The 22,600-nt window shown below is 43.6% G+C and carries 18 protein-coding genes; 8 read left to right on the top strand and 10 right to left on the bottom strand.

The window, feature by feature from the left end; translation table 11 throughout:
• The first annotated feature begins 125 nt into the window (after nucleotides 1-125).
• From BFG52_RS01820 to truA, 6 genes are all read left to right on the top strand, one after another.
• Nucleotides 126-1,838: an electron transfer flavoprotein-ubiquinone oxidoreductase gene (locus BFG52_RS01820; protein WP_067551827.1), complete on the top strand. Its 1,713-nt coding sequence runs from the start codon at nucleotides 126-128 to the stop codon at nucleotides 1,836-1,838.
• A 202-nt stretch (nucleotides 1,839-2,040) separates the two neighbouring features.
• On the top strand, nucleotides 2,041-2,976 hold the full coding sequence (locus tag BFG52_RS01815; protein ID WP_067551824.1) for an LpxL/LpxP family acyltransferase: 936 nt from the start codon (nucleotides 2,041-2,043) through the stop codon (nucleotides 2,974-2,976).
• A 161-nt stretch (nucleotides 2,977-3,137) separates the two neighbouring features.
• Complete coding sequence (locus BFG52_RS01810) at nucleotides 3,138-4,241, top strand: glycosyltransferase family 4 protein (protein WP_067551821.1); 1,104 nt, start codon at nucleotides 3,138-3,140, stop codon at nucleotides 4,239-4,241.
• A gap of 475 nt (nucleotides 4,242-4,716) precedes the next feature.
• Nucleotides 4,717-5,838, top strand: a complete 1,122-nt coding sequence (gene asd / locus BFG52_RS01805) for an aspartate-semialdehyde dehydrogenase (RefSeq protein WP_067551818.1) — start codon at nucleotides 4,717-4,719, stop codon at nucleotides 5,836-5,838.
• A gap of 402 nt (nucleotides 5,839-6,240) precedes the next feature.
• On the top strand, nucleotides 6,241-7,221 hold the full coding sequence (locus BFG52_RS01800) for an asparaginase domain-containing protein (protein WP_067551815.1): 981 nt from the start codon (nucleotides 6,241-6,243) through the stop codon (nucleotides 7,219-7,221).
• 8 nt (nucleotides 7,222-7,229) lie between these two features.
• On the top strand, nucleotides 7,230-8,027 hold the full coding sequence (gene truA / locus BFG52_RS01795; protein ID WP_067551812.1) for a tRNA pseudouridine(38-40) synthase TruA: 798 nt from the start codon (nucleotides 7,230-7,232) through the stop codon (nucleotides 8,025-8,027).
• Nucleotides 8,028-8,142: 115 nt separating this feature from the next.
• Here truA and BFG52_RS01790 read toward each other — a convergent pair whose 3' ends face one another.
• The gene (locus BFG52_RS01790) at nucleotides 8,143-9,159 is read right to left on the bottom strand and encodes an AraC family transcriptional regulator (RefSeq protein WP_067551809.1); all 1,017 of its coding nucleotides are present in this window, start codon (nucleotides 9,157-9,159) and stop codon (nucleotides 8,143-8,145) included.
• Nucleotides 9,160-9,396: 237 nt separating this feature from the next.
• Here BFG52_RS01790 and infA point away from each other — a divergent pair, with 237 nt between their 5' ends.
• Nucleotides 9,397-9,618, top strand: coding sequence for a translation initiation factor IF-1 (gene infA / locus BFG52_RS01785; protein ID WP_001284370.1), 222 nt, complete (start codon nucleotides 9,397-9,399; stop codon nucleotides 9,616-9,618).
• Nucleotides 9,619-10,020: 402 nt separating this feature from the next.
• On the opposite strand, the gene leuB is transcribed toward infA, so the two are convergent.
• The 4 genes from leuB to leuC form a co-directional block, all read right to left on the bottom strand.
• The gene (leuB, locus tag BFG52_RS01780) at nucleotides 10,021-11,106 is read right to left on the bottom strand and encodes a 3-isopropylmalate dehydrogenase (protein ID WP_067551806.1); all 1,086 of its coding nucleotides are present in this window, start codon (nucleotides 11,104-11,106) and stop codon (nucleotides 10,021-10,023) included.
• Nucleotides 11,107-11,160: 54 nt separating this feature from the next.
• Nucleotides 11,161-11,733 (bottom strand): hypothetical protein, encoded by a 573-nt coding sequence (locus BFG52_RS01775; protein ID WP_067551803.1) that lies wholly within the window; start codon nucleotides 11,731-11,733, stop codon nucleotides 11,161-11,163.
• Nucleotides 11,734-11,829: 96 nt separating this feature from the next.
• A complete protein-coding gene (gene leuD, locus BFG52_RS01770; RefSeq protein WP_067551800.1) occupies nucleotides 11,830-12,480 on the bottom strand; it encodes a 3-isopropylmalate dehydratase small subunit in 651 nt (216 codons plus the stop codon).
• A 12-nt stretch (nucleotides 12,481-12,492) separates the two neighbouring features.
• Nucleotides 12,493-13,926 carry a 3-isopropylmalate dehydratase large subunit gene (gene leuC / locus BFG52_RS01765; RefSeq protein ID WP_067551797.1) on the bottom strand — a complete coding sequence of 478 codons (1,434 nt, stop codon included), beginning with the start codon at nucleotides 13,924-13,926 and terminating at the stop codon, nucleotides 12,493-12,495.
• Between the two features lie 227 nt (nucleotides 13,927-14,153).
• Between leuC and BFG52_RS01760 the strand changes: the two genes are divergently transcribed.
• Complete coding sequence (locus BFG52_RS01760; protein ID WP_067551794.1) at nucleotides 14,154-14,408, top strand: DUF2061 domain-containing protein; 255 nt, start codon at nucleotides 14,154-14,156, stop codon at nucleotides 14,406-14,408.
• 208 nt (nucleotides 14,409-14,616) lie between these two features.
• On the opposite strand, the gene BFG52_RS01755 is transcribed toward BFG52_RS01760, so the two are convergent.
• The 5 genes from BFG52_RS01755 to topA all read right to left on the bottom strand — a co-directional run bounded on the left by BFG52_RS01755 (nucleotide 14,617) and on the right by topA (nucleotide 22,569).
• Nucleotides 14,617-15,468: a LysR family transcriptional regulator gene (locus BFG52_RS01755; protein WP_067551791.1), complete on the bottom strand. Its 852-nt coding sequence runs from the start codon at nucleotides 15,466-15,468 to the stop codon at nucleotides 14,617-14,619.
• Nucleotides 15,469-15,496: 28 nt separating this feature from the next.
• Nucleotides 15,497-17,617 (bottom strand): peptidase domain-containing ABC transporter, encoded by a 2,121-nt coding sequence (locus BFG52_RS01750; protein ID WP_067551787.1) that lies wholly within the window; start codon nucleotides 17,615-17,617, stop codon nucleotides 15,497-15,499.
• On the bottom strand, nucleotides 17,614-18,912 hold the full coding sequence (locus BFG52_RS01745) for an HlyD family secretion protein (protein ID WP_067551784.1): 1,299 nt from the start codon (nucleotides 18,910-18,912) through the stop codon (nucleotides 17,614-17,616). The genes BFG52_RS01750 and BFG52_RS01745 overlap by 4 nt, the downstream gene beginning before the upstream one ends.
• Before the next feature lie 418 nt (nucleotides 18,913-19,330).
• On the bottom strand, nucleotides 19,331-19,600 hold the full coding sequence (locus tag BFG52_RS01740; protein WP_067551781.1) for a hypothetical protein: 270 nt from the start codon (nucleotides 19,598-19,600) through the stop codon (nucleotides 19,331-19,333).
• A 335-nt stretch (nucleotides 19,601-19,935) separates the two neighbouring features.
• A complete protein-coding gene (gene topA / locus BFG52_RS01735; RefSeq protein ID WP_067551778.1) occupies nucleotides 19,936-22,569 on the bottom strand; it encodes a type I DNA topoisomerase in 2,634 nt (877 codons plus the stop codon).
• Nucleotides 22,570-22,600 lie beyond the last annotated feature (31 nt).

Below are 22,600 nucleotides of genomic sequence, written 5' to 3'. Positions count from 1 at the left end.
AAACTATACTAATGCAATTCTGGTAGATGAGGTCGCAGATCTTATCTCTCTGTGTCAATACACTCACGGCAGCACCGAGTGCATGCATTACGGTTGCCACCCTTTTGCGATATGAGGAGTCCAACATGGAGCACATCGAACGTGAATCGATGGAGTTTGACGTCGTCATCGTAGGCGCAGGCCCTGCTGGTCTTTCAGCTGCGATTAAAATTCGTCAACTTGCAATAGAAAACAATCTTTCCGATTTATCGGTGTGCGTCGTAGAAAAAGGCTCCGAGGTCGGTGCACATATTTTATCTGGCGCCCTACTTGAGCCACGTGCGCTCAATGAGTTGATTCCGGATTGGAAAGAACAAGGTGCGCCAGTCACAATACCCGTGACTGAAGACCAAACTCACTTTTTATTATCTGAGACCAAATCACAACTCGTTCCTTATTGGATGGTGCCGAAAAGCATGCACAATAAAGGCAACTATGTCATCTCACTCGGTAACGTAGTGCGTTGGTTAGGTCAAAAAGCCGAAGAGCTTGAAGTTTCAATTTTCCCAGGCTTTGCAGCAGCGGAAGTGCTTTATCACGAAGACGGCACAGTTAAAGGCATTCTAACGGGTGATATGGGTGTGGGCAAAAATGGCGAACCAACAGCCAACTTTACCCCTGGCTATGAATTACATGCCAAATACACCTTATTTGCTGAGGGCTGTCGTGGTCACTTAGGCAAGCGCCTGATTGCACAATTCAATCTCGACAAAGATGTTGATACGCAACACTATGGTATTGGGATCAAAGAGTTATGGGAAATTGACCCCGCCAAACACAAAGCTGGACTTGCTATGCATGGTGCAGGTTGGCCACTCAGTGAAACTGCTTCATCTGGTGGTTGGTGGCTTTACCACGGCGAAAACAACCAAGTTAGCTTGGGCATGATCGTCGATTTATCTTATGAAAATCCATACATGTTCCCATTTATGGAAATGCAACGTTGGAAAACTCACCCACTGATCAAACAGTATTTAGAAGGTGGTAAACGGATTTCCTACGGTGCCCGTGCCGTGGTAAAAGGCGGTTATAACTCTCTTCCGAAACTGACCTTCCCTGGCGGCTGTCTCATCGGTGATGATGCTGGCTTCCTTAACTTTGCCAAAATTAAAGGCTCACATACTGCAATGAAATCTGGCATGTTATGTGGTGAAGCTGTGTTTGAAGCCATTCAAGCTGGCGTGGAAAAAGGTGGTGACTTGGGTTATGCCCGTCTCACTGAAGGTGAAGACTTCTTTGTCAAAGAACTCACCAGCTACACAGAAAAATATGAGCAAAGCTGGCTCAGAGAAGAGCTGTATCAAGCACGTAACTTTGGTCCAGCCATGCATAAATTTGGTCAATGGATGGGCGGTGCATTTAACTTCATCGACCAAAATGTATTCCGCATTCCATTTACCTTACATGATTTGGCGCCTGATTTTAATCAACTAAAAACCGTTGACCAAGTCAGCTTCAAGCCAAACTATCCTAAACCAGATGGCAAAATTACCTTTGACCGTTTATCTTCTGTGTTTATTTCCAATACGGTACATGAAGAAAACCAACCTGCACATTTGCAGTTGATTGATCCAGCAATTCCAATCGAAGTCAACTTACCCAAATGGGATGAGCCGGCACAGCGTTATTGTCCTGCTGGTGTCTATGAAGTGATGGAAAATGATGATGGTAGCAAACGCTTCCAAATCAATGCAGCCAACTGTGTACACTGTAAAACATGTGATATCAAAGACCCATCGCAAAATATTACTTGGGTCACGCCAGAAGGCGGCGGTGGTCCAAACTATCCAAACATGTAGATCCAGAGCCGCTTAAAGCTGCGCTCATGCGGGATCATCAAGCACATACCAGTAAATAAATAAGCAAAGCAAGCGCTCCGGCGCTTGCTTTGCTTTTATAAGTTGCTCAATCACATAACTCGCCATAGACAAGACATTTTTGGATCAATGACAGTTCATGTTAAACTTCTGCTCGTTTTAGGCTAACGACATTGCAAGTGCTATGACGCAAAAAACCACCTCTATCCCAGGTCAATTTCGATGGTCTTTTTTATTGCCTCAATATTGGGGGATTTGGATTGTCATTTGCCTGCTCATGTTATTGGCAATCTTACCGTGGTCAATACAACATCGTCTGGCTAGCGCTCTGGGTCGTTTTGCCTTTAAATCACTCAAATCTCGTCGTAAGACCACATTAAGAAATTTAGAACTTTGCTTCCCCGAATGGGATACCGAATACCGTTATCAACAAGCCGAACAGGTTTTTATTGATATGATGATTGGTGTTTTTGAAACACTCAATGCTTGGTACAGACCACAATGGTTTAAACAACGGGTCAGTATTGAAGGGCTTGAGCATATTCAACAAGCACAAGCTGCGGGTCATGGGGTATTACTCTTGGGCACACATAGCTCCATGCTTGATGCTGGTGGCTATATCTGTGCGCAATACTTCGACCCTGATGTAGTTTATCGCCCACAAAACAACCCATTGTTTGACATGCTCATCTATCGCTGTCGCGCCACTATTTATGCCAATCAAATTGACCATGATGATATGCGTGGGCTTATTCGCCACTTAAAAAATGGTCATGCCATTTGGTATAGTCCCGATCAAGATTTTGGTCTAAAACAAGGGGTGATGGCACCCTTCTTTGGTGTTGCTGCGGCAACGCTAACGGCACACCGCCGTCTACTCAAAATCTCCAAAGCTGTGGCAATTCCACTCTACTTTTATCGTTATGGCGACATCAAAGATCCGCGCTATAAAATCTTGATTCAAGCTCCAGTCACCCCATTGCCGAGTGAAGATGAACTCAGTGATGCTATTCGCGTCAACCAGATTATTGAGAGCCAACTACGTATTGCACCGACCCAATACATGTGGTTCCATCGGCGTTTTAAAACGCGCCCAGAAGGCTATGAAAAGTTATATTAATGTGAATACGGATGGCAGCGCCAAGTAAATCACTGCGGTCAAAACGGATTGCAGCGCTGACAGAACGAGTTATGCATTCAAAACCCCACGACAACCATCTAAGAACAGGCTAGACCTATGGATCATCACATCGCAAAGTGCACAATATAGGGGCAAATACCATGAAAGTTATGCAACTGCTACCCGAGCTCAACAGTGGTGGTGTAGAGCGCGGAACATTAGAAATTGCGCAAGCACTCTGTCAGGCAGGTCATCAATCTGTTGTGGTATCTAATGGTGGGCGTCTGGTGGCACAGCTAACAGCTGAGGGCTCTCAGCATATTGAGCTACCGATTCATAAAAAAGCATTGTCTAGCCTGTGGCAGATCAAGCCATTAAGACAGTGTATCTTGGCAGAACAGCCCGATATTATCCATGTCCGCTCCCGTGTGCCTGCTTGGTTGACACATTTTGCCCTCAAGGGTTTAACCGCAGCGCAACGCCCACATTTGGTCAGCACGGTACATGGTTTTTATTCGATTAATCGCTATAGCGCCATCATGACCCGTGCCGAAAAAGTCATTGCAGTATCGGATAGCGTGGTCGACTATATTCAACACAACTATCCTAACTGCCCTACAGAAGATATTGTGCGTATTTATCGGGGGATCGACCCAAGTGCTTTCCCTTTTGCTTACCGCCCGACAGAGGCGTGGTTACAACAGGTCTATCAGGCCTTCCCCGCCCTCCAAAATAAATTTCTAATTTGTCTTCCCGGGCGCATCACACGCTTAAAGGGGCATGAAACACTCATTCAACTGGTGCAAAATCTAGCACAGCACTACCCACAACTACATGCCGTTATTGTCGGCGGCGCTGTCGCCAAGAAACAAGCCTATTTAGATGAGTTAAAACAACGTGTTGCACAGCAAGGACTGCATGACAAAATCACCTTTGTCGGTCATCGCAGTGATATTCGTGAATGGCTGGCTTTGAGTGATGTGGTGTTATCACTTTCCACTCAAGCAGAAACCTTTGGACGTACAGCCTTAGAGGCATTGAGTGTGGGGACACCTGTGATCGGCTGGCAGCGCGGTGGTGTAGCAGAAATTTTAAGTCAGTGCTACCCTGCTGGATTGGTAGCCATTGATGATCTTGCTGCCTTGCAAACCTGTTTAGAGCAACACATTGAACAACCTGCCGTGATGCATCCGGTTGATCAATTTAGTTTAGCCAGTATGTGCCATGAAACACTGTCGCTTTATCAGGCACTGGTTAAGCCCTAAGCATTGAATAAGACTAAAACATTGAATAAGACCTAAGTATTTAAAATGTTTAGATAAATTTAACCCGAACATTGCATCCTGCAGTATTCGGGTTAAGTTCGGTCGTGTTTTCAAAAACCTTTACAACATCTTTCCTTGATATGATCATTTCCTTGATCGCTTGTCCTTCAGCTGAGTCTTCCTTAGTGGGATATTCCATTCCCGGTCCATGTGCTGATGTTTATAGATTAATGTCAAAAGCTTATTTAAACCATTGGCAATAGATTTAAAACCCTGTACGCCATTTCTCACATTAGATTTACAATCGTATCGATCACTGATGAGCAAAAATGAAATCAAAAGATTGGTATAAAAATCAATCATAATTTTTTGCATAATATTTTTAAGCTTTTACCAGCATAAAGCTTGCAGTTAGCAATGCTTTTGATACACTCAAAACCCCCTTTTATTTTTTAACGCACCGAGGCAAAGTGACATGAAAGTAGGTCTGGTCGGTTGGCGCGGGATGGTTGGTTCCGTCCTTATGCAACGTATGGTTGAAGAGAATGATTTCGAACACATTGAACCATTCTATTTCTCTACCAGTAACGCAGGTGGTGAAGCACCTCGCTTTGGCGGCAAGACCGCACCAGCACTTATGGATGCAACGGACATTAGTCGTCTGAAGCAAATGGATGTCATTATTACCTGTCAAGGTGGTGACTATACTTCAGACATCTTCCCTAAACTCAAAGCTGAAGGCTGGGCAGGTTACTGGATTGATGCAGCATCCACCTTGCGTATGGAAGATGACGCCATTATTGTGTTAGATCCCGTCAATGCCAAAGTCATCAAAGATGGTCTAAGCAAAGGCATCAAAACCTTCGTGGGTGGTAACTGCACAGTTTCACTGATGTTAATGGGCGTTGGTGCGCTGTTCCAAAATAACTTGGTCGAATGGCTTTCTGCCATGACTTACCAAGCAGCTTCTGGTGCTGGCGCACAAAATATGCGCGAGTTGATCACAGGTATGGGTTATCTCTACAACAACACCAAGACGCTATTGGATGATCCTAAATCTGCCATCTTAGACATTGACAGTAAAATCGCAGAATTACAGCGTGGTGAAGGCTTCCCAGATGCGCAGTTTGGTGTGCCATTGGCAGGTTCATTGATTCCATACATCGACAAACAACTGGAAAGTGGTCAATCCAAAGAAGAATGGAAAGGTCAGGTTGAAACCAATAAGATCTTAGGCAATATCCATCAAACCATTCCTATCGATGGTCACTGTGTCCGTATTGGTGCGATGCGTTGTCATTCACAAGCATTGACCATTAAGTTGAAAAAAGATGTGCCACTCAATGAAATTGAAGACATGATTGCACAGTCCAATCCTTGGGCAAAAGTAATTCCCAATACCCGTGAAGCATCTATGCAAGACCTCACACCCGTTGCCGTAACAGGTACCTTGTCTGTTCCGGTCGGTCGTCTACGTAAGCTCAATATGGGCAAAGAGTACTTAGGTGCTTTCACAGTAGGTGACCAACTGCTTTGGGGTGCGGCAGAACCACTCCGTCGCATGCTACGCATCTTGTTGGATTATAAGCAATCTTAAGATTTTGCTCCCACACAAAACCAATACGCCAGCCGATCTTCTGATCGGCTTTTTTGTGCTTTATCACCTCAGCGCTTATGTTTCAGAACTTATGTCGCCTCAAAGCGTATGTTGCCTTGGAGTTTATGTTGCCTCAAAGCTTATGTCGCCTTGGAATTTATATTGTCTCAGAATTGATCTTAGGTTGAAACTTCACATAGCATTCAACGCTTTATTCTGTGACATATTATGCTACGTCCTGTCAATATAAGCGCTGACCTAGACAAAGCTGACTGCAAGCAAAATAAAAGGAGGGGTGGTGATTGCTGATGACAACTCACTCATTCACACACTGAAGCATTCGCAAATTTGCATATTTCGTTTTAACATAGCGCTTCTTTGACCATCTCGGCGCGTCAGCAAATGAATACCATTGCACTCATTTATATGGGCGGAACCTTTGGTTGTGTCGGTACACCATTGGCACCGATGCCACCACAAGACTTCCTACCGCAACTACAGCATTATGCGCAAGCCGCATGGCCAATTCAGTGCTTTGCCGCAGCAAATATCAAAGACAGCAGTGCCTGTGATGCCGCAGACTGGCTTGAATTGATCGTACAAATTCAACACTTACAACAACAAGGCATCCAGCACTTTGTGGTTATTCATGGCACAGATACACTCAGCTATGCTGCTGCCACCCTGAGTCAATTTTTACATCGCAGCTGCCATGTTATTTTTACGGGTAGTCAATATCCGCTATTAAACCCCAATGGTCATGGCTTAGCCCCAGACAGCGATGCAAAGCATAATTTACAATACAGTCTAGAGACGATCTGCAATGTTCCAGCAGGTGTCTATGTTGCTTTTGATCAGCAACTCTTTGCCGGTCACAGCACACGTAAACAACACCGCAATGCCAACGATGCGTTTACCGGCACCCTGATCCAGCAGAACACGATAGATCACCTGCCCAGCACTGCTGCATGGCAAATTAATGCTGATCACATCAAAAAAGCGCAGCAATTTCAGATAATGAATTGGATGATCATGCCCAATCGCCTAGATTATTTAGCACAGCAACTGGCAGGACTAAAAAACAACAGCCCCGATTGTTTAATCCTACAAGCCTATGGCACAGGAAATTTAGCGGTAGATCATGCTGCCATCGCGCAGTTACAGCAGCTCAAAATAGCTGGCTGCCTCAATATCCTCAGCAGTCAAGTGCCTTTCGGAAAAATGCAGCAAAGTTATGCCATTAGTGATTGGGTACAGCAAAGTGCCATTGTCATTGATGATTGTCAGGCACCAGCCGAGCTATATGCCAAAAGCCTACGCTTTTATTTACAATACCCCGACTGTACCGCACGTTATCAACATTGGTCCCATCAAACACATTAGAGGTCACTATGCAACGTTTTGCAATTGGAATAGAGTTTTGCGGAACTCGCTATCGTGGCTGGCAAACGCAACAAGCGGGTGTGCGTAGCATTCAGCAAACCATAGAAACCGTACTCTCAAAGATCGCAGACGAACCGATTAGCCTACATGGCGCAGGACGTACCGATGCCGGCGTACATGCCACCAATATGGTGGCGCATTTTGATACTCAAGCCATACGCCCAGAACGCGGTTGGATCATGGGGGCAAATAGTCAACTTCCCAAAGATATTGCCATTCAATGGATTCAGGCCATGGACCAAGATTTCCATGCGCGTTTTAAAGCACAAGCACGCCGTTATCGCTATGTGGTCTATCACTCACCGCGTCGCCCGGCACTACTGTACAAGCAAGTGACCCATGCGTACTACCCGCTCAACGTAGAAAAGATGATTGCTGCTGCAAAAAAATTTGAAGGCACCCATAATTTTGAAAGCTTTCGTGCTGCAGCCTGTCAGTCCAATCAGCCTGTGCGCCATGTAAAGCATTGCCGTCTGATTCAGCATGGACCTTTTCTCATTTTAGATATTCAAGCCGATGGCTTCTTACATCACATGGTCCGTAACATCATGGGCTGTTTATTAGAGATCGGGCAAGAATGTTATGACATTGCCCATATCGATGAGATTTTTGCGGCACAAGACCGTAAAGCTGCTGGCATTACCGCACCACCGGATGGTCTGTATTTTATCCATGCAGACTACCCTGCACAGTTTAATTTGCCGCACATTCCACTCGGACCGCAGTGGCTCAATATGCCGGATTAACCCGCTCACTCAGACTTCGCATGTAGCGTTAACCAACAAGCGCCCCCTGTATGGAGGCGCTTGTTGGTTATGATGTATTTGAATGAGCTAAGCGTCAATATCGATCTAATCAGCGCTAAGCAGAGCGTTGTTTGCGTTTGCGATATTCAACCGGTGTTTCATTGGTCCAGCGTTTAAATGCTCGATAAAAAGTACTTGGCTCCGAAAACCCGGTTAAATACACAATACGCTCAACACTTTCACTGGTATTGGCGAGTAATTTCTTGGCTAAGCGACAACGGTAGTCAGACAAAATTTGTTGAAAGCTCGTGTCTGCTTCACTTAACTGGGTACGTAAACGACGAGAGGTAATATGCAATTGCGCGGCCACCGTCTCCAATGTGGTTTCACCACTTTCCAGACTGGCGCCAATGGCACGGCGTACTTCCCCCACCAGATCATAACGCGCCAATTCTTGCAACTTTTCAATCGCGAGCTGTTCATGTAACTGTAGCAATTCAGGTTCAGCCTGCCACAAGGGATGGGTTAAGACTGCCGCATCAAAATATAAACGGGTTTCTCTTTGCCCCAAACTGACGGGACATTCATAGACGCGTAAATATTCCTCTTCTGCTGCGCCATCTGCAAAATCAAAGTCGATGTAAATCGGTTGAAAGCGTCCTTCGGTAATAAATTTAAAAAACCGTAAAATGCCTGAAATTGCACATTCAGAAAAATGTCGATTGACGATGCTTTTACTCCACGGTTGTACACCGTTACTGAGATAGCATCGCCCATCTTCTTCCACCACCAACTTGGCATGGAAGGCATCACTAATCAGACGTTGATAGGCCAAAGCTCGGGTTAAGCCCTCACCAAAAGTACCACTACTCATAAATAAATGTTCAATGACTTGCCCACGATATAAAGGCAGATACTCACCTAAATGCAGACCAATATCAGGGTCTTTGCTGACTTCTTCAGCAGCCACCCAAAAGGCATATTGTGCGCTGAGCGGGGTACGCGCATTTTGCTCAAGCATGTTTAACGCCACACCAGCCCTGGTCAAAATTTCCTCTGTGGGTAGGTCTGCTCGACGTATTGCTTGATAACCTAATCGTAGTACGACAGAAGCATCAGTTAGCTGACTCACGCTATTCCCATCCTTGTATGTTATTCATTTTTACTTGAAAGATTTTTTAGAGCTTAGCCGCGATTGACCATACTGACAATCATTATTCGCAAATTTTTGTAGGAAGACGTTCGTGTTATGTTCACCTATTGAACTGACTGATCTGCGTACCAGCAACAATAATACTTGTGCTTTGTCTTAAAAATATCTATAATTTGCGCCTTTACAACCGTATCATTTTTTATTTTTAGGTAGGTTATGGCCAATAAAGAGGAACTAATCGAGTTCGAAGGCGTTGTCACCGAAACGCTACCCAATACCATGTTCCGCGTACGTTTAGAAAATGGACATGAAGTTATTGCCCATATCTCTGGGAAAATGCGTAAACACTACATCCGTATCTTAACCGGTGACAGTGTTAAAGTTGAAATGACGCCTTATGATTTAACCAAAGGTCGTATCACTTACCGTGCCCGTTAAGTTTTACATGCCGCGAATAGCCAATAAGCAATTTTTGGTCGCGCTGTAAAGTTAAAACCAGTGCTGTAAACGATCCACTATTCGCGATAAAACACTCAGCAAATCTTGCATGGGTGTTTTTTGTGTATCTGCGTTTTGGCTTAGCAAAGCTATTTTTGCTGACGCTCAGGCATATAATCACCTCCGTTTAATACCAATAATCACTAGTCGCATCGCACTGAGATAAGATACAGATTCATCCTAAACCGAAACTGCTTATTGACAAAATTTACATCGCTCAACATTTTACTATGCGTACCTCATGCCAGACTTGCGACGTATAGATCGCAGCCGTTCTTTCAAAATTGCCATAAAAAAACGTAGCACCTAGGCTACGTTTTTAGGCATAGAAAAATACTGACCTTAAAATGCATCTAATGCTGCAACGACAGCATCACCCATTGCAATGGTACCCACTTTCTGCATACCTGTAGACATAATATCCGCTGTGCGCAAACCCTGATCCAATACAGCACCCACTGCGCTCTCAATCGCTTTCGCTGCTTCTTCCTCACGGAATGTATAACGCAGCATCATCGCCACCGATAAAATCGTTGCCAATGGATTCGCGATATTTTGTCCAGCAATGTCTGGTGCAGAACCATGACATGGCTCATACATTCCCTTGCCTTTTTCATCTAGAGATGCAGAAGGTAACATTCCAATCGAACCGGTTAACATAGCTGCTTCATCAGAGAGAATGTCACCAAATAAATTACCCGTCACCACCACATCGAATTGTTTCGGCGCACGTACCAGTTGCATGGCTGCGTTATCGACATACATATGAGACAATTGAATGTCTGGGTATTCCGCTTGCTGCAACTCAGTTACGGTTTGACGCCAAAGTTCTGTAACTTCTAAGACATTGGCTTTATCAACAGAACAGACCTTTGAACCCCGTAAACTCGCCAGTTCAAAGGCAACTTTGGCAATACGCTTAATTTCTGACTCAGCATAAACATCGGTATTAAAGCCTTGCTTTTCACCGTTTTCTAACTCGCGTATACCACGAGGTTGACCAAAGTAAATTCCACCGGTCAATTCACGTACAATCAAGATATCTAAACCAGCCACGATTTCTGCTTTAAGACTAGAAGCATCAGCCAATTGTGGATATAAAATGGCAGGGCGCAAATTGGCAAATAAATTTAATTCACTGCGAATCTGCAATAAACCGCGTTCAGGACGTATAGAGCGCTCAATCTGTTCCCATTTTGGTCCACCCACAGCCCCCAATAAGATCGCATCAGCTTGTTCTGCTTGTGCCGCCGTTGCTGCAGGATAAGGCACGCCATGGGCATCAATTGCGGCACCCCCCAACACACCATGTTCCCAACTCAAGCCTAGCTGTAATTTGGCATTGATTTTATGCAGTACTTTTTCTGCAGCAGCCATAATTTCTGGACCAATACCATCACCAGCTAAGATTAATATTTGCTTTTTCATATGTATTCCATTTAGTCGTTAACATGTATGCAACAGCGTTCGCAGCCCAGTCATTTATATTTTGAGCTCTACAAACTCACTTACCCCAGTTAAGCTATTGTAAGGTCGACAAAAACGGCGAATCGTCTTTTGATCTTGTAGCAAATCTATGCACAAAGGTGTCGGTGCTGAGACATTAAGCAAGCTACCTGTCCCAGCAATACGTTGTCGATATAGCTTAAAGGTATATCGGTGCTTCGGGGTAAAACGGTGGATGATATAAAAGGTTTCGGCATACTGTGGTGAAATAGGATAAAAACGAATTGCCAATTCATGCTGTTCTGCCGATATTTTTAAGAACAAGGCATTACGGTCCTGCGCTGCTCCCGTCAAGCCAATATAGCCTTGCTTGATCGCGACAGGATTAATGCGTTTATTTTTTTCATCAACAATACTGAGCTTGTCCAAGCGCGCAAACTCACAATTCACCGCACCACTACAGTACACTTCTACCCTATTTTTAGTTTTAGCTGGTTGCTCACTGTGCTTAATCCGTGCTTTCTCATACGCAAATTGTGTACTCTGACATGCACTGAGCAAGACAGCCAAAATAATAAGCAGAACATGGCACGCATAGCCCTTAATCATACATCCACCCAACGATCATGACGTCACAACATAACAACAAGATGCTCTGCATGTTAGCAAGACTTTTAGGTGCATGCCATATTTTTAAAAACTGCTTTAAACTTCAATATTTTGGAACACCCAAGGGCGCTGCTGTTTCACCTTATCCTCATAAGAGCGGATATCTTCAGCCGCTTGTAGGGTCAAACCGATATCATCTAAACCATTTAATAGGCAATGTTTACGGAATGGATCTACTTCAAATGCAAATTGCTGACCATCTGAGCGAATAACAAGTTGCTGCGCCAAATCAATTGTTAATTGATAGCCTTCTTCAGCCTTACATTGCTGAAATAGCTCATCTACAATATCTTCAGCCAATACAACAGGTAACATGCCATTTTTAAAGCAGTTATTATAGAAAATATCGGCAAAACTTGGTGCAATTACGGTTCTAAAACCATATTCACTCAAAGCCCAAGGTGCATGTTCACGACTAGAGCCACAGCCAAAGTTTTGGCGTGCCAATAAGATATTGGCAGACTGATAGCGTGCTTGATTTAAAACAAAGTCAGGGTTTAACGGACGTTTGCTATTATCTTGCCCTAAGTAACCTTCATCCAAATAACGTAATTCATCAAATAAATTGACACCAAAACCAGTACGCTTAATCGACTTTAAAAATTGCTTTGGGATAATCAAATCTGTATCGACATTGGCACGATCTAAAGGTGCGGCGATACCTTGTTCTACGGTATATGCTTTCATGTTATTTTCCCCTTAGAATCCACGTACATCAACAAAGTGACCCGCAATTGCTGCAGCCGCTGCCATCGCAGGGCTCACCAAATGGGTGCGTCCACCATTGCCCTGACGCCCTTCAAAATTACGGTTTGAAGTCGAAGCACAATGTTCTCCGGGCTGTAATTTATCGGCATTCATTGCCAAACACATCGAACACCCCGGTTCACGCCATTCAAAACCTGCTTCAATAAAGATTTTATCTAAACCTTCTTGCTCAGCTTGTTGTTTCACCAAACCAGAACCAGGCACAATCATCGCTTGTTTAATACTTTTTGCAACCTTACGCCCACGAATCACTTCAGCAGCAGCACGCATATCTTCAATACGTGAGTTGGTACAAGAGCCGATAAATACACGATCCAATGGAATATCTGCTAAGGCTTGACCTGCATTTAAGCCCATATATTGATAGGCACGCTGCCAATCATTACGCTGCACCTCATCTCGCGCTTGTTCCAAGGTCGGTACTGCTGCTGAAATGGCGATCACCATCTCAGGCGATGTTCCCCAAGAGACTTGTGGCTCAATGTCTTCACCACGAATTTCAACCACATGGTCAAATACAGCATCCTCATCTGAATGCAAGCTATTCCAATAAGCAACGGCTGCATCCCATTGTGCGCCTTTCGGCGAATAAGGACGATCTTTGACATATTCAATGGTCTTGTCATCAACAGCAACCATACCGACTCGCGCACCAGCCTCAATTGCCATATTACAAACAGTCATGCGACCTTCCATCGACATATCTCTAAAGACCTGACCACCAAACTCAATGGCATAACCAGTACCACCAGCCGTACCGATTTTAGCAATGATGGCCAAAACCACATCCTTAGACGTCACGCCGCTACCCAATTGACCATCCACACGGACCAACATGTTTTTCATTTTCTTTTGCACAAGGCATTGGGTAGCCAAAACATGTTCAACCTCAGATGTACCGATACCATGTGCCAAGCAAGCAAAAGCACCATGCGTTGCGGTATGTGAGTCACCACAAACCACGGTCATACCTGGCAATGTTAAACCTTGTTCAGGTCCAACCACATGTGCAATCCCCTGACGGATATCATGAATATCGAATTGTGCAATCGAAAATTTCTTACAGTTATCATCTAAAGTTTGTACTTGTATGCGCGAGGTATCATCTTCAATACCGGCAATCCCCTGTACCCGCTCCTGATGAGAAGTCGGGACATTATGATCAGGGGTGGCAATGTTGGCACTTAAACGCCACGGTTGACGTCCTGCCAATTGCAAGCCTTCAAAAGCTTGTGGTGAAGTCACTTCATGTAAAAGATGGCGATCGATGTATAACAAGCTCGAACCATCATCGCGTTGTTTTACTAAATGATCATCCCACAATTTGTCATATAAGGTCTTGCCTGTTGGTTTTTTGCCTGCCATGTCGTGTTACTCCATAGGACTGGGTACTTTTAATACAATCATTATAGCGACAAATTATCATAAATCTAATTTATCATTTTTATAGATTCATAAACTTTTAGGAATGAATTAAGCCTTTTTACAAAATAATTGCGAGAAAAAGATTATTTTTACAAATATCGCTATACATAGCAGTTAATAATGATTATCATTTAACGTAATATTTTTTAGACAGCGAGGTAAACTCTATGTCTTTTTTTCAGAGATTTTTGCGCTACAACAAAACGACCTTAAAGAAGACCTTTAGTTATTACATTTTGCACATTACGGTAGCCATGTTGGTTGCTTATATGGTGACAGGTCAACTTTGGATGGCAATGACACTCAGTTTATTAGAGCCAACCGTACAAGCATTTGCCTTTTTCTTTCATGAAAAGGTTTGGGATCGCCGCTTAAAACGAAAAAAATCTGCTGATGTATCGAATAACATCATTCCAAGTTAAAACAATAAATTACATCTAATCCCAATCGCATAAAAGCTAGCTGAGACTGGCTTTTATGCGTTTTAGAGCGTGTATTTATGATCTTTTTTATGATTTTTTTATGATCTCTAACAAATATTGTTTGTAATTTTCAAACCAAACAAAACTTTTAAGAATATATAAGCAGCGGCGAAAACAGCATAGCTCGCATGCTATCTGCTCTGCGTACTTAAAACATTTGCTGAAAATGCTGCAACACTGGCGAAAGATTATTTTTCTTCCAGCATAGAGCAATTTGATAAGGTTGAGCTTGTTGCAAAGCGATAACCGCCAACGCCGTGGGGCTAAGCAAATACAGTTGGTGCTCTGCCAATACTGTCATTGCAGGGTATTGTTGTAGCAGTGCAATACTCATTTGCTCAGAAGCGATCTGCCAGTGTGCCAAACACTGCATCTGCTGTTGTGTTAGCCATTCATAAAAAAAAGTATGGCAAGCATAATCATCGCCTAGACTAATACAGCTTAATTGAGAAACATGGCGCTTTAATACGCTAAGCTGACGATATGGGCTAATGCAATAGAGTTGTTCTGTTGCCAAGATTTTATACAAGAGCTGATGCTCTGGTGGATCTACCCGACCAGCAAACATGATCACATCAACCTGATCGGTGATCAAATCTCGATATAACGAGCGATTAGATCCCAGCGTTATGCTCAACTGTACTTTGGGATATTTCTCAACAAAAGCCAATAAGGGCTGACGGAGGTAATGACTCACCAGACTCGGTAATACTGCTATTTTTAAATGACCTACAATATGTTGCTGGCGAAAAAGATTGAGACAATTTTGACTGTGTTGTAACAACTGCTGAGCATGTTGATAGAACACTCGCCCTTCAGCACTGATAAAAAGTCGGCGTTGCTCACGATGAAATAACGCTACGCCCAAACGAAGTTCTAATGCTTTGATACGTGCACTGATATTCGAAGGCACACAATGCATTTTCTCTGCCGCAGCATAAATACTACCTTCTTCGACTACAGCACAGAACATCGCCAACTGTGAGAGTTTAATCGACATGCTTGCTTTGCCTCCCCAGCTTAAAGTTTTATTTGACCGATGTCATGGGCAGCATCAACACGCGATCTGCACTGGCAATGGTTGATTGACGATGGGCAATAAAAATGCGCGTCATAGCTAAGGCCCGAATTTGCCGATTAATCCACAGCTCATTGTCTACATCTAGATGACTGGTTGCCTCATCCATAAATAAAATACTCGGTCTACGGTATAACGCGCGTGCGATAAACAAGCGTTGCATTTGCCCACCCGATAAACTTGATCCCAATGCGCTGATCAAAGTTTGTAGTCCCATTGGCATCTGCATGATTTCATCAAAAATATTACAGGCTTTGGCACAAGCAATGATGTGCTCCATATCTGGGTGTAAATCAAAGGCACAAATATTATCGGCAATAGAGCCGGCAAATAATTTGTCATCTTGCAGTACACAAGCAATACGCTGTCGATACTGCTGCAACCCCATCTGATAAATATCACAGTTATTGAAGAGTATCCGACCTTGGCTCGGCACTAACAGTCCAGTCATGAGTTTGAGTAAGGTTGATTTTCCAACCCCAGAAACACCCGTAATTGCCACACTTTCACCAGCGTTAATGCTAAAGTTTAATTGTTCAAAAATAGGGCTCGATAAACGGTCATAGCCATAACCCAAGTTTTGTAGCACCAAACTGGCAGCCCCTTGGGTACCAGAAGCGATATGCAAGGTTTGTTGCTGTTGAGGCTCAACTGGCGAAAGTGCAATATCGGATAGACGTTCATTGTGCAAAGCTAACATTTTGAATTGTAGTAATAGATCGATCAGGTTTGCTGCTCGATCTGAAAACTGCGCACGATATAAATTGAAAGCAACAAACATTCCCAAAGTCAATTGCTGCTGCATAACCAGCACTGCGCCTAGCCATAAAATTAAAATTTGATCCAGTGCTGCGATCAGGCTATTCATCCCACCATACAGCATATCTAGACGGGTGACCCGAATACCGGCATTGATACTGTCGATATTGAGATTCATCCAGAAGCGCGTACGCATATCGGTTAAACCCAGCGCTTTAACTGTAGAAATGGCATATAGACTTTCCATGAAGTTGGAATTGGCACGTGCCTGTTTAATAATTTGTTCTTCAGCAGCTTGTTTATATAAACGAAAAGTCAGCATTCTCAGCAGCACATAGAGCGCAGTAAAAGCCAACACGACCCCTAAAAGCCAGCCACCATAAAGATACATCATGACCACTAAAGCCGTCAGCATCAACGCGTCAATCAAACTCCCCATCAGTCCTGTCGTCAGCGTCTGCCCTACCTGTTGTAATGACATAAAACGTGATTGGATATCACCAAGATTACGCTTTTCAAAATACTGTAAAGGTAATTTGAGCAGATGCTCAAAGAAGCTCTGCTGCCATTGAATATTGATCAGGCTATCCATCAATACAGTGATCCATGCACGGAACATCGCGATCACGGTACGAATCAGAATAAAAATAAATAACCCCAAACAAATCAGTGTCAGCAGATCATCATCTTTGGCCAAAATTACATGATCCATCACCAATTGTGTCCCCACAGGTAACAACAGATTAATCGCTTCAAATAACAGTGAAAAAATGAAAATTTTACTTAAGCTCCCCCCTAAGCCATCAATGTTTTTGAGTAAATCGCGAAAGCTGATTTTTTGCCGTTGCGCTTTGACATCAAAATCCGGTGTGGGCCAGAGCTCCAAAGCAACCCCAGTAAAATGTTGTGAAAGCTCTGTCAGACGCAAGACTTTTCGCCCAAATGCTGGATCATGCACAATGACCTTATTGTGTTTTACCGCAACCAACACCACAAAATGATTGAGATCCCAATGCAAAATACAGGGAGTTCTTAGTTGATTTAATTCATGTAAATCTAGCGAAAGTGCTCGCGAACTGAACTTAAGTTGACTGGCTATTTCTATCAAGCGAGCCAAGTTCATTCCCTGTACAGAAATATCATAATGCTGCCTTAAGCTCAGTAAATCGATATCTTTGCGGTAATAACGGCAAATCATCAGCAGGCAGACCAAACCACACTCCGCGAGTTCTGTTTGTAAAAGCTGGGGAACGCGTGCACGAAAGCTTAAATACAGTCTATTCTTTAAATCTGTCGCAGTTTTTTTAGTCATGTGTCTGCTCCAGCAATCCGTTGTGAAAGACTGTAAAAAGGACTAAAAACCCATTGATATAGCGGACGTTTTTCTAAAAATAATATCGCTTGCACTTGCATACCTGCGTGCAATTGCAAGGTTTGACCTTGCCATTCGATATGTTTATGTCTGGGTTGAATTTGAATTTTATACAATGCGACCTGTTGATCTTTCGGCGCACTAGCATATTTGGCTAACTCATTGCTTGAGGCAGGCACCTTCGACACTTGCTGAATAACCGCCTGAAATTGTCCAAATTTTTCATAAGGAAAAGCGTCATAGCGCAAGTTGACTGGATCACCCACCCGAATATATGGCAGTACGCTATTGGGTAACCAGAGCACCACACTGAAAGTCCGATGCGGTGCTTTAGATCCGGCTGATAATTGCAATAATGCATCACCAGCCTGTACCACCTGCCCCACGCTAGCAATGATGTTTTCGATATAACCTGCTCGAGGTGCCTTAACCACCAGAATATCTGTTGCAGCAATTTCTGCGAGTTGTCTCTGCAATGCTTTGGCTTGCACTTGCTGTTCTAAAATTTGTCGATCAAAATCGCTGACAACAGTTTGTATTTTCTTTTCTAGCTCATTGATTTCTAGAACATATTGCAGAAGCTGGGCACTGATATTCTCCACTGCTGTCTGTCGTTCATAAGATAAATGCCGTAAATTATTGACTTGTTCCCGATTCACCAGTCCTTGTTTAAGATATTGCGCATAATCTTTCGCGATGTCCTGCATTTCTTTCAACCCCACTTGCGCAGCATAAAAACGTTGTATGCCACGCTGATGAACTTGACGGTATTGCGCCAATTGTTGTTGCATCGCGACCAAAGAGCGCTGTTTATTGTGTTCGAGTAAACCCATCATCGCCTGATGATCTGAGATCTGTTGCCGAATGCTGTCGACCGAAGCATGACTAATATTTCCTGCTGTACTATTGCGACTCACATCTAAATGCATCAATACATCACCCGCCGCGACAGACTGCCCGGTATTATGTGCAAGCTTGATGATATGCCCTGCTTGTGGTGCAGTCACATTCACGGGTTGCGGGAAACTCACCACCTCACCTTGTACATTGACACGTCGGGAAAACTGCCCAAAGACTACAAAGAGAATCAGCACACATAACACCAACACTGCAAATACCGCAAAGGCCGTACTCGGTAAATCCGAGACCAGTAATGCCTTAGCATGCCAACGGCTACGATTGGCTTGTAGAGCTTCTTTACGAAAGATCGAATTGGCGGGATCTTGGTCAGACATCAGTCTTCAGCGTATGGGTTGCTTATTATGTTTTAAACCTAACCAAAATATTTGCAGCACACTGTAATGCTTTTTCGGTACAAATGCAGACCATCTGCAAAGCTTGTTATTGCTCATAGAGTATTAAAAGGTAAAACGATACATGGCAGGCAATACTCGACCAGATGAGATGAGATGAGATGAGATGAGATGAGATGAGATGATGCCGCAGCTGCTGAAAAAACAACATAAACAAAAATAGAGCATGCCCAAGCATACTCTATTCAAATGATCAAAATACTGATAGCAACAGCATGCCGCAGCAACTGTCTAGCAGTTTGAGTCAGACCAAGAGCAGTGCTCAGTCTTAAGCTATATGACGGATGAAACCATAAAACAATGTTAAACAAAATACGCAATATCCTACGGAGAAGATGACTTAGCTCGCTCCAGAGGAAATATTTGAAATGGAAGGTTTAAGTGATGAAAAGATAGCTGAACTAATGGTTTTACCAATCTGTAAACCGAGATTGGCAATGCCACTACCAATGTATTTTCCTACAGACGTTGCCAGCTCTTTATTACCAGATGCACCTGCCAACTGACCACCAATTTGACCGCCAATTTCACCAGCAATATTGCTGATTGCATCTGAGAAAATACCTGAACCAGATACCCATTCGATTTGTGCTGGGTTTAATTCTTTCATAGCAATAACGATGCTCCTTTGGGTTGTGAAAGAAATCTTATTCACTTGAAACTACCTTGAAAATTTAACGATTAAAAGTAATTAAAAATGAACAGAGCACATCACAAAAAAAGCACAGCCATAAAATATAACCATGAATATCAAGTTTTTATATTTTATTTTTATTCAACTTAACACATTAACTGCAAAGCTTGTAGCAGATACAGCTATTCAGATCAGAACATAAAACTCAAAAAGCTCAACCATGTGAGCTTTTTGAGTGAGAAAAGACAGCGGAAGAAAGTACTTCGTTAAAAAACCAACCCACTATGCAGCATTAACTTAAGTATTAAAGTTTAGGCATCAACCCATTGACCATTTTGATAAAAGATACTCCACTTGGTCGCTTTACCGTCTTTTTCTGAAGCAACATATTGTACTTGTTGCTTACGGCTAAACTTCACGATCGTTGGATTACCTTCTGGATCGCAATCAGGGGCTTCGAGTAAAAATTGGTATTTGGGATCAAGCTGTGCGGCTACTGTACGCAGCTCCGCAACTTTAGGTGCGCGTGTTTCACGAATTTTCGGGAACTTACTGGCTGCTAAAAACAGCCCCGCAGCGCCATCCCGCAATACAAAATAGTCATCATGCTTACTTGAACGCAAATGTTCCATTTTGATCGGATCAACACGTGGTGGCGCAGGCTGACCATTCTTCAAGACTTTACGTGTATTTTCACATTGCATGCATGCAAAATATGGTCCGAAACGTCCAGTTTTGAGCTGCATTTCGCCATCGCATTTATCACATGGAATGGTCGGACCATCATAGCCTTTAATTTTAAACTCACCTTGCTCCAGCTCATAGCCATCGCAGTCTGGGTTATTACCGCAGATATGCAGCTTTCGACCACCATCAATAACATAGCTATCCATTGCCGTACTACAACATGGACAACGTTTTTTCGACATCAGGTCCGCTGTTTCAGCACTATCGTCATCAGACAACACCGCCAAAGACTCTACTGGTGTTAGGTTGAGCGTGCCCTTACAACGTTCTTTCGGAGGCAAGTTATAACCGGAACAACCGAGAAACACACCTGTTGTGCCAGTACGGATTTGCATGGCACGGTCACACTCAGGACAATGTACTGCTTCAACTTCTACTGGCACATTGCGACGCATACCTTGTTCACTTTGCGCGGTACTGAGGCGATTTTTAAAATCACCATAGAAGCTATCTAGCAATTCTTTCCAGTTCCGATCGCCCGCAGCGACTTTATCCAGTTGCCCTTCCAAATCTGCGGTGAAAGCATAATTCATTAAATTATTAAAACTCTCATCGAGGCGATCTGTGACGATCTCGCCCATTTTTTCGGCAAATAAACGACGGTTTTCTAATTTAACATAGCCACGATCTTGAATGGTCGAAATAATCGCCGCATAAGTCGATGGTCGACCAATGCCGCGTTTTTCCAGTTCTTTGACCAAGGATGCTTCGGTAAAACGTGCTGGTGGCTTAGTAAAGTGCTGAGAAGGATCAAGTTTATTGAGCTTTAACGGCTCACCGACTTTAACTGCTGGCAGCAATACATCATCATCTGATTTATTGGCACCGCGCACTTTGGTAAAGCCATCAAAAACTAGCGTACGTCCTTTGGCTTTGAGTTCCACATCTGCAGCTGTCACCAAAAGAGTAGACGATAAGTACTCCGCAGGGGTCATTTGACATGCCACAAACTGACGCCAAATTAAGTCATATAACCGCTGTGCATCACGCTCTGTACCCGTAAGTTGATCACCCTTGAGTGCCACATTGGATGGACGAATTGCCTCATGCGCTTCTTGTGCATTGGCTTTATTGCCATAACGATTTGGCTTGGTCGGTAAGTAACGCTCGCCGTACTCTTTTTCAATATGACTGCGCACCATATTGACCGCATCGTCGCTTAAGAAGGTGGAGTCGGTACGCATATAAGTAATAAAACCAGCCTCATACAGACGCTGTGCCAACATCATGGTTTTCTTGACCGAGAAGCCTAAACGCGTACTGGCAGCTTGTTGTAAGGTTGAGGTGATATAAGGCGCACTGGGATTGACTTTCGTGGGTTTGTCTTCACGTTGACTCACCACGTAATTGGCATCTTTTAAAATTGCCAATAACGCATCGGTCTGTGCTTTGTTTTTTAGCTTGAGCGTTTTGCCCGCTTGCTTCACCGCTTCGAGTCGAATTTGCGCCGCTTCACTTTCAGTGTCTGCAAAGACTTGCCAATATTCTTCAGGAATAAATGCCCGAATTTCACGTTCACGCTCGACCACCAATTTGACCGCAACCGATTGCACACGTCCTGCGGACAAACCTCGTGCAATTTTTTCCCACAACAGCGGTGAAATCATAAAGCCAACAACACGGTCCAAGAAACGACGTGCTTGCTGTGCATTGACTTTATTGGTATCGAGACGTTCTGGGTGTTTAAAGGCATCTTGAATGGCGTTTTTGGTAATTTCGTTAAAAACCACACGTTGATAACGGGTATCATCGCCACCAATCACTTCTTTTAAATGCCAAGCAATCGCTTCCCCTTCGCGGTCCAAATCCGTTGCCAGATAGACTTCATCGACTTGCGATGCCAGTTTTTTTAATTCCGCAACAACGTTTTCTTTACCCGGAAGTACTTCATATTTGGCACGCCAATCGTGTTCGGGATCAATTCCCATACGATTCACCAAGCTATTCCACGCTTTGACTTTCTTTTCTTCTTCCGTCAATCGCGCGCGTGTTGCTGGTTTTTTTTCGGTGCTTTTTGATGCGCCTGTTGGTAAATCACGTACATGACCGACAGAAGATTTAACGATATATTGTGAACCCAAATATTTGTTAATGGTCTTTGCTTTTGCAGGCGACTCCACAATCACCAAGGCACGTTTTGCCCCAGTATTGGCTTTTACTGTGTTATTGTCAGGAGTGGATTGAGGAGCTTTCGCCATAATAAACTGTTAACCCTATCTATAATAAATT

The organism is Acinetobacter larvae, from assembly GCF_001704115.1.
Lineage (GTDB): Bacteria > Pseudomonadota > Gammaproteobacteria > Pseudomonadales > Moraxellaceae > Acinetobacter > Acinetobacter larvae.
The sequence above is the reverse complement of the archived record's forward strand: the minus strand, read 5'-3'. Positions and strand labels throughout refer to the sequence as shown.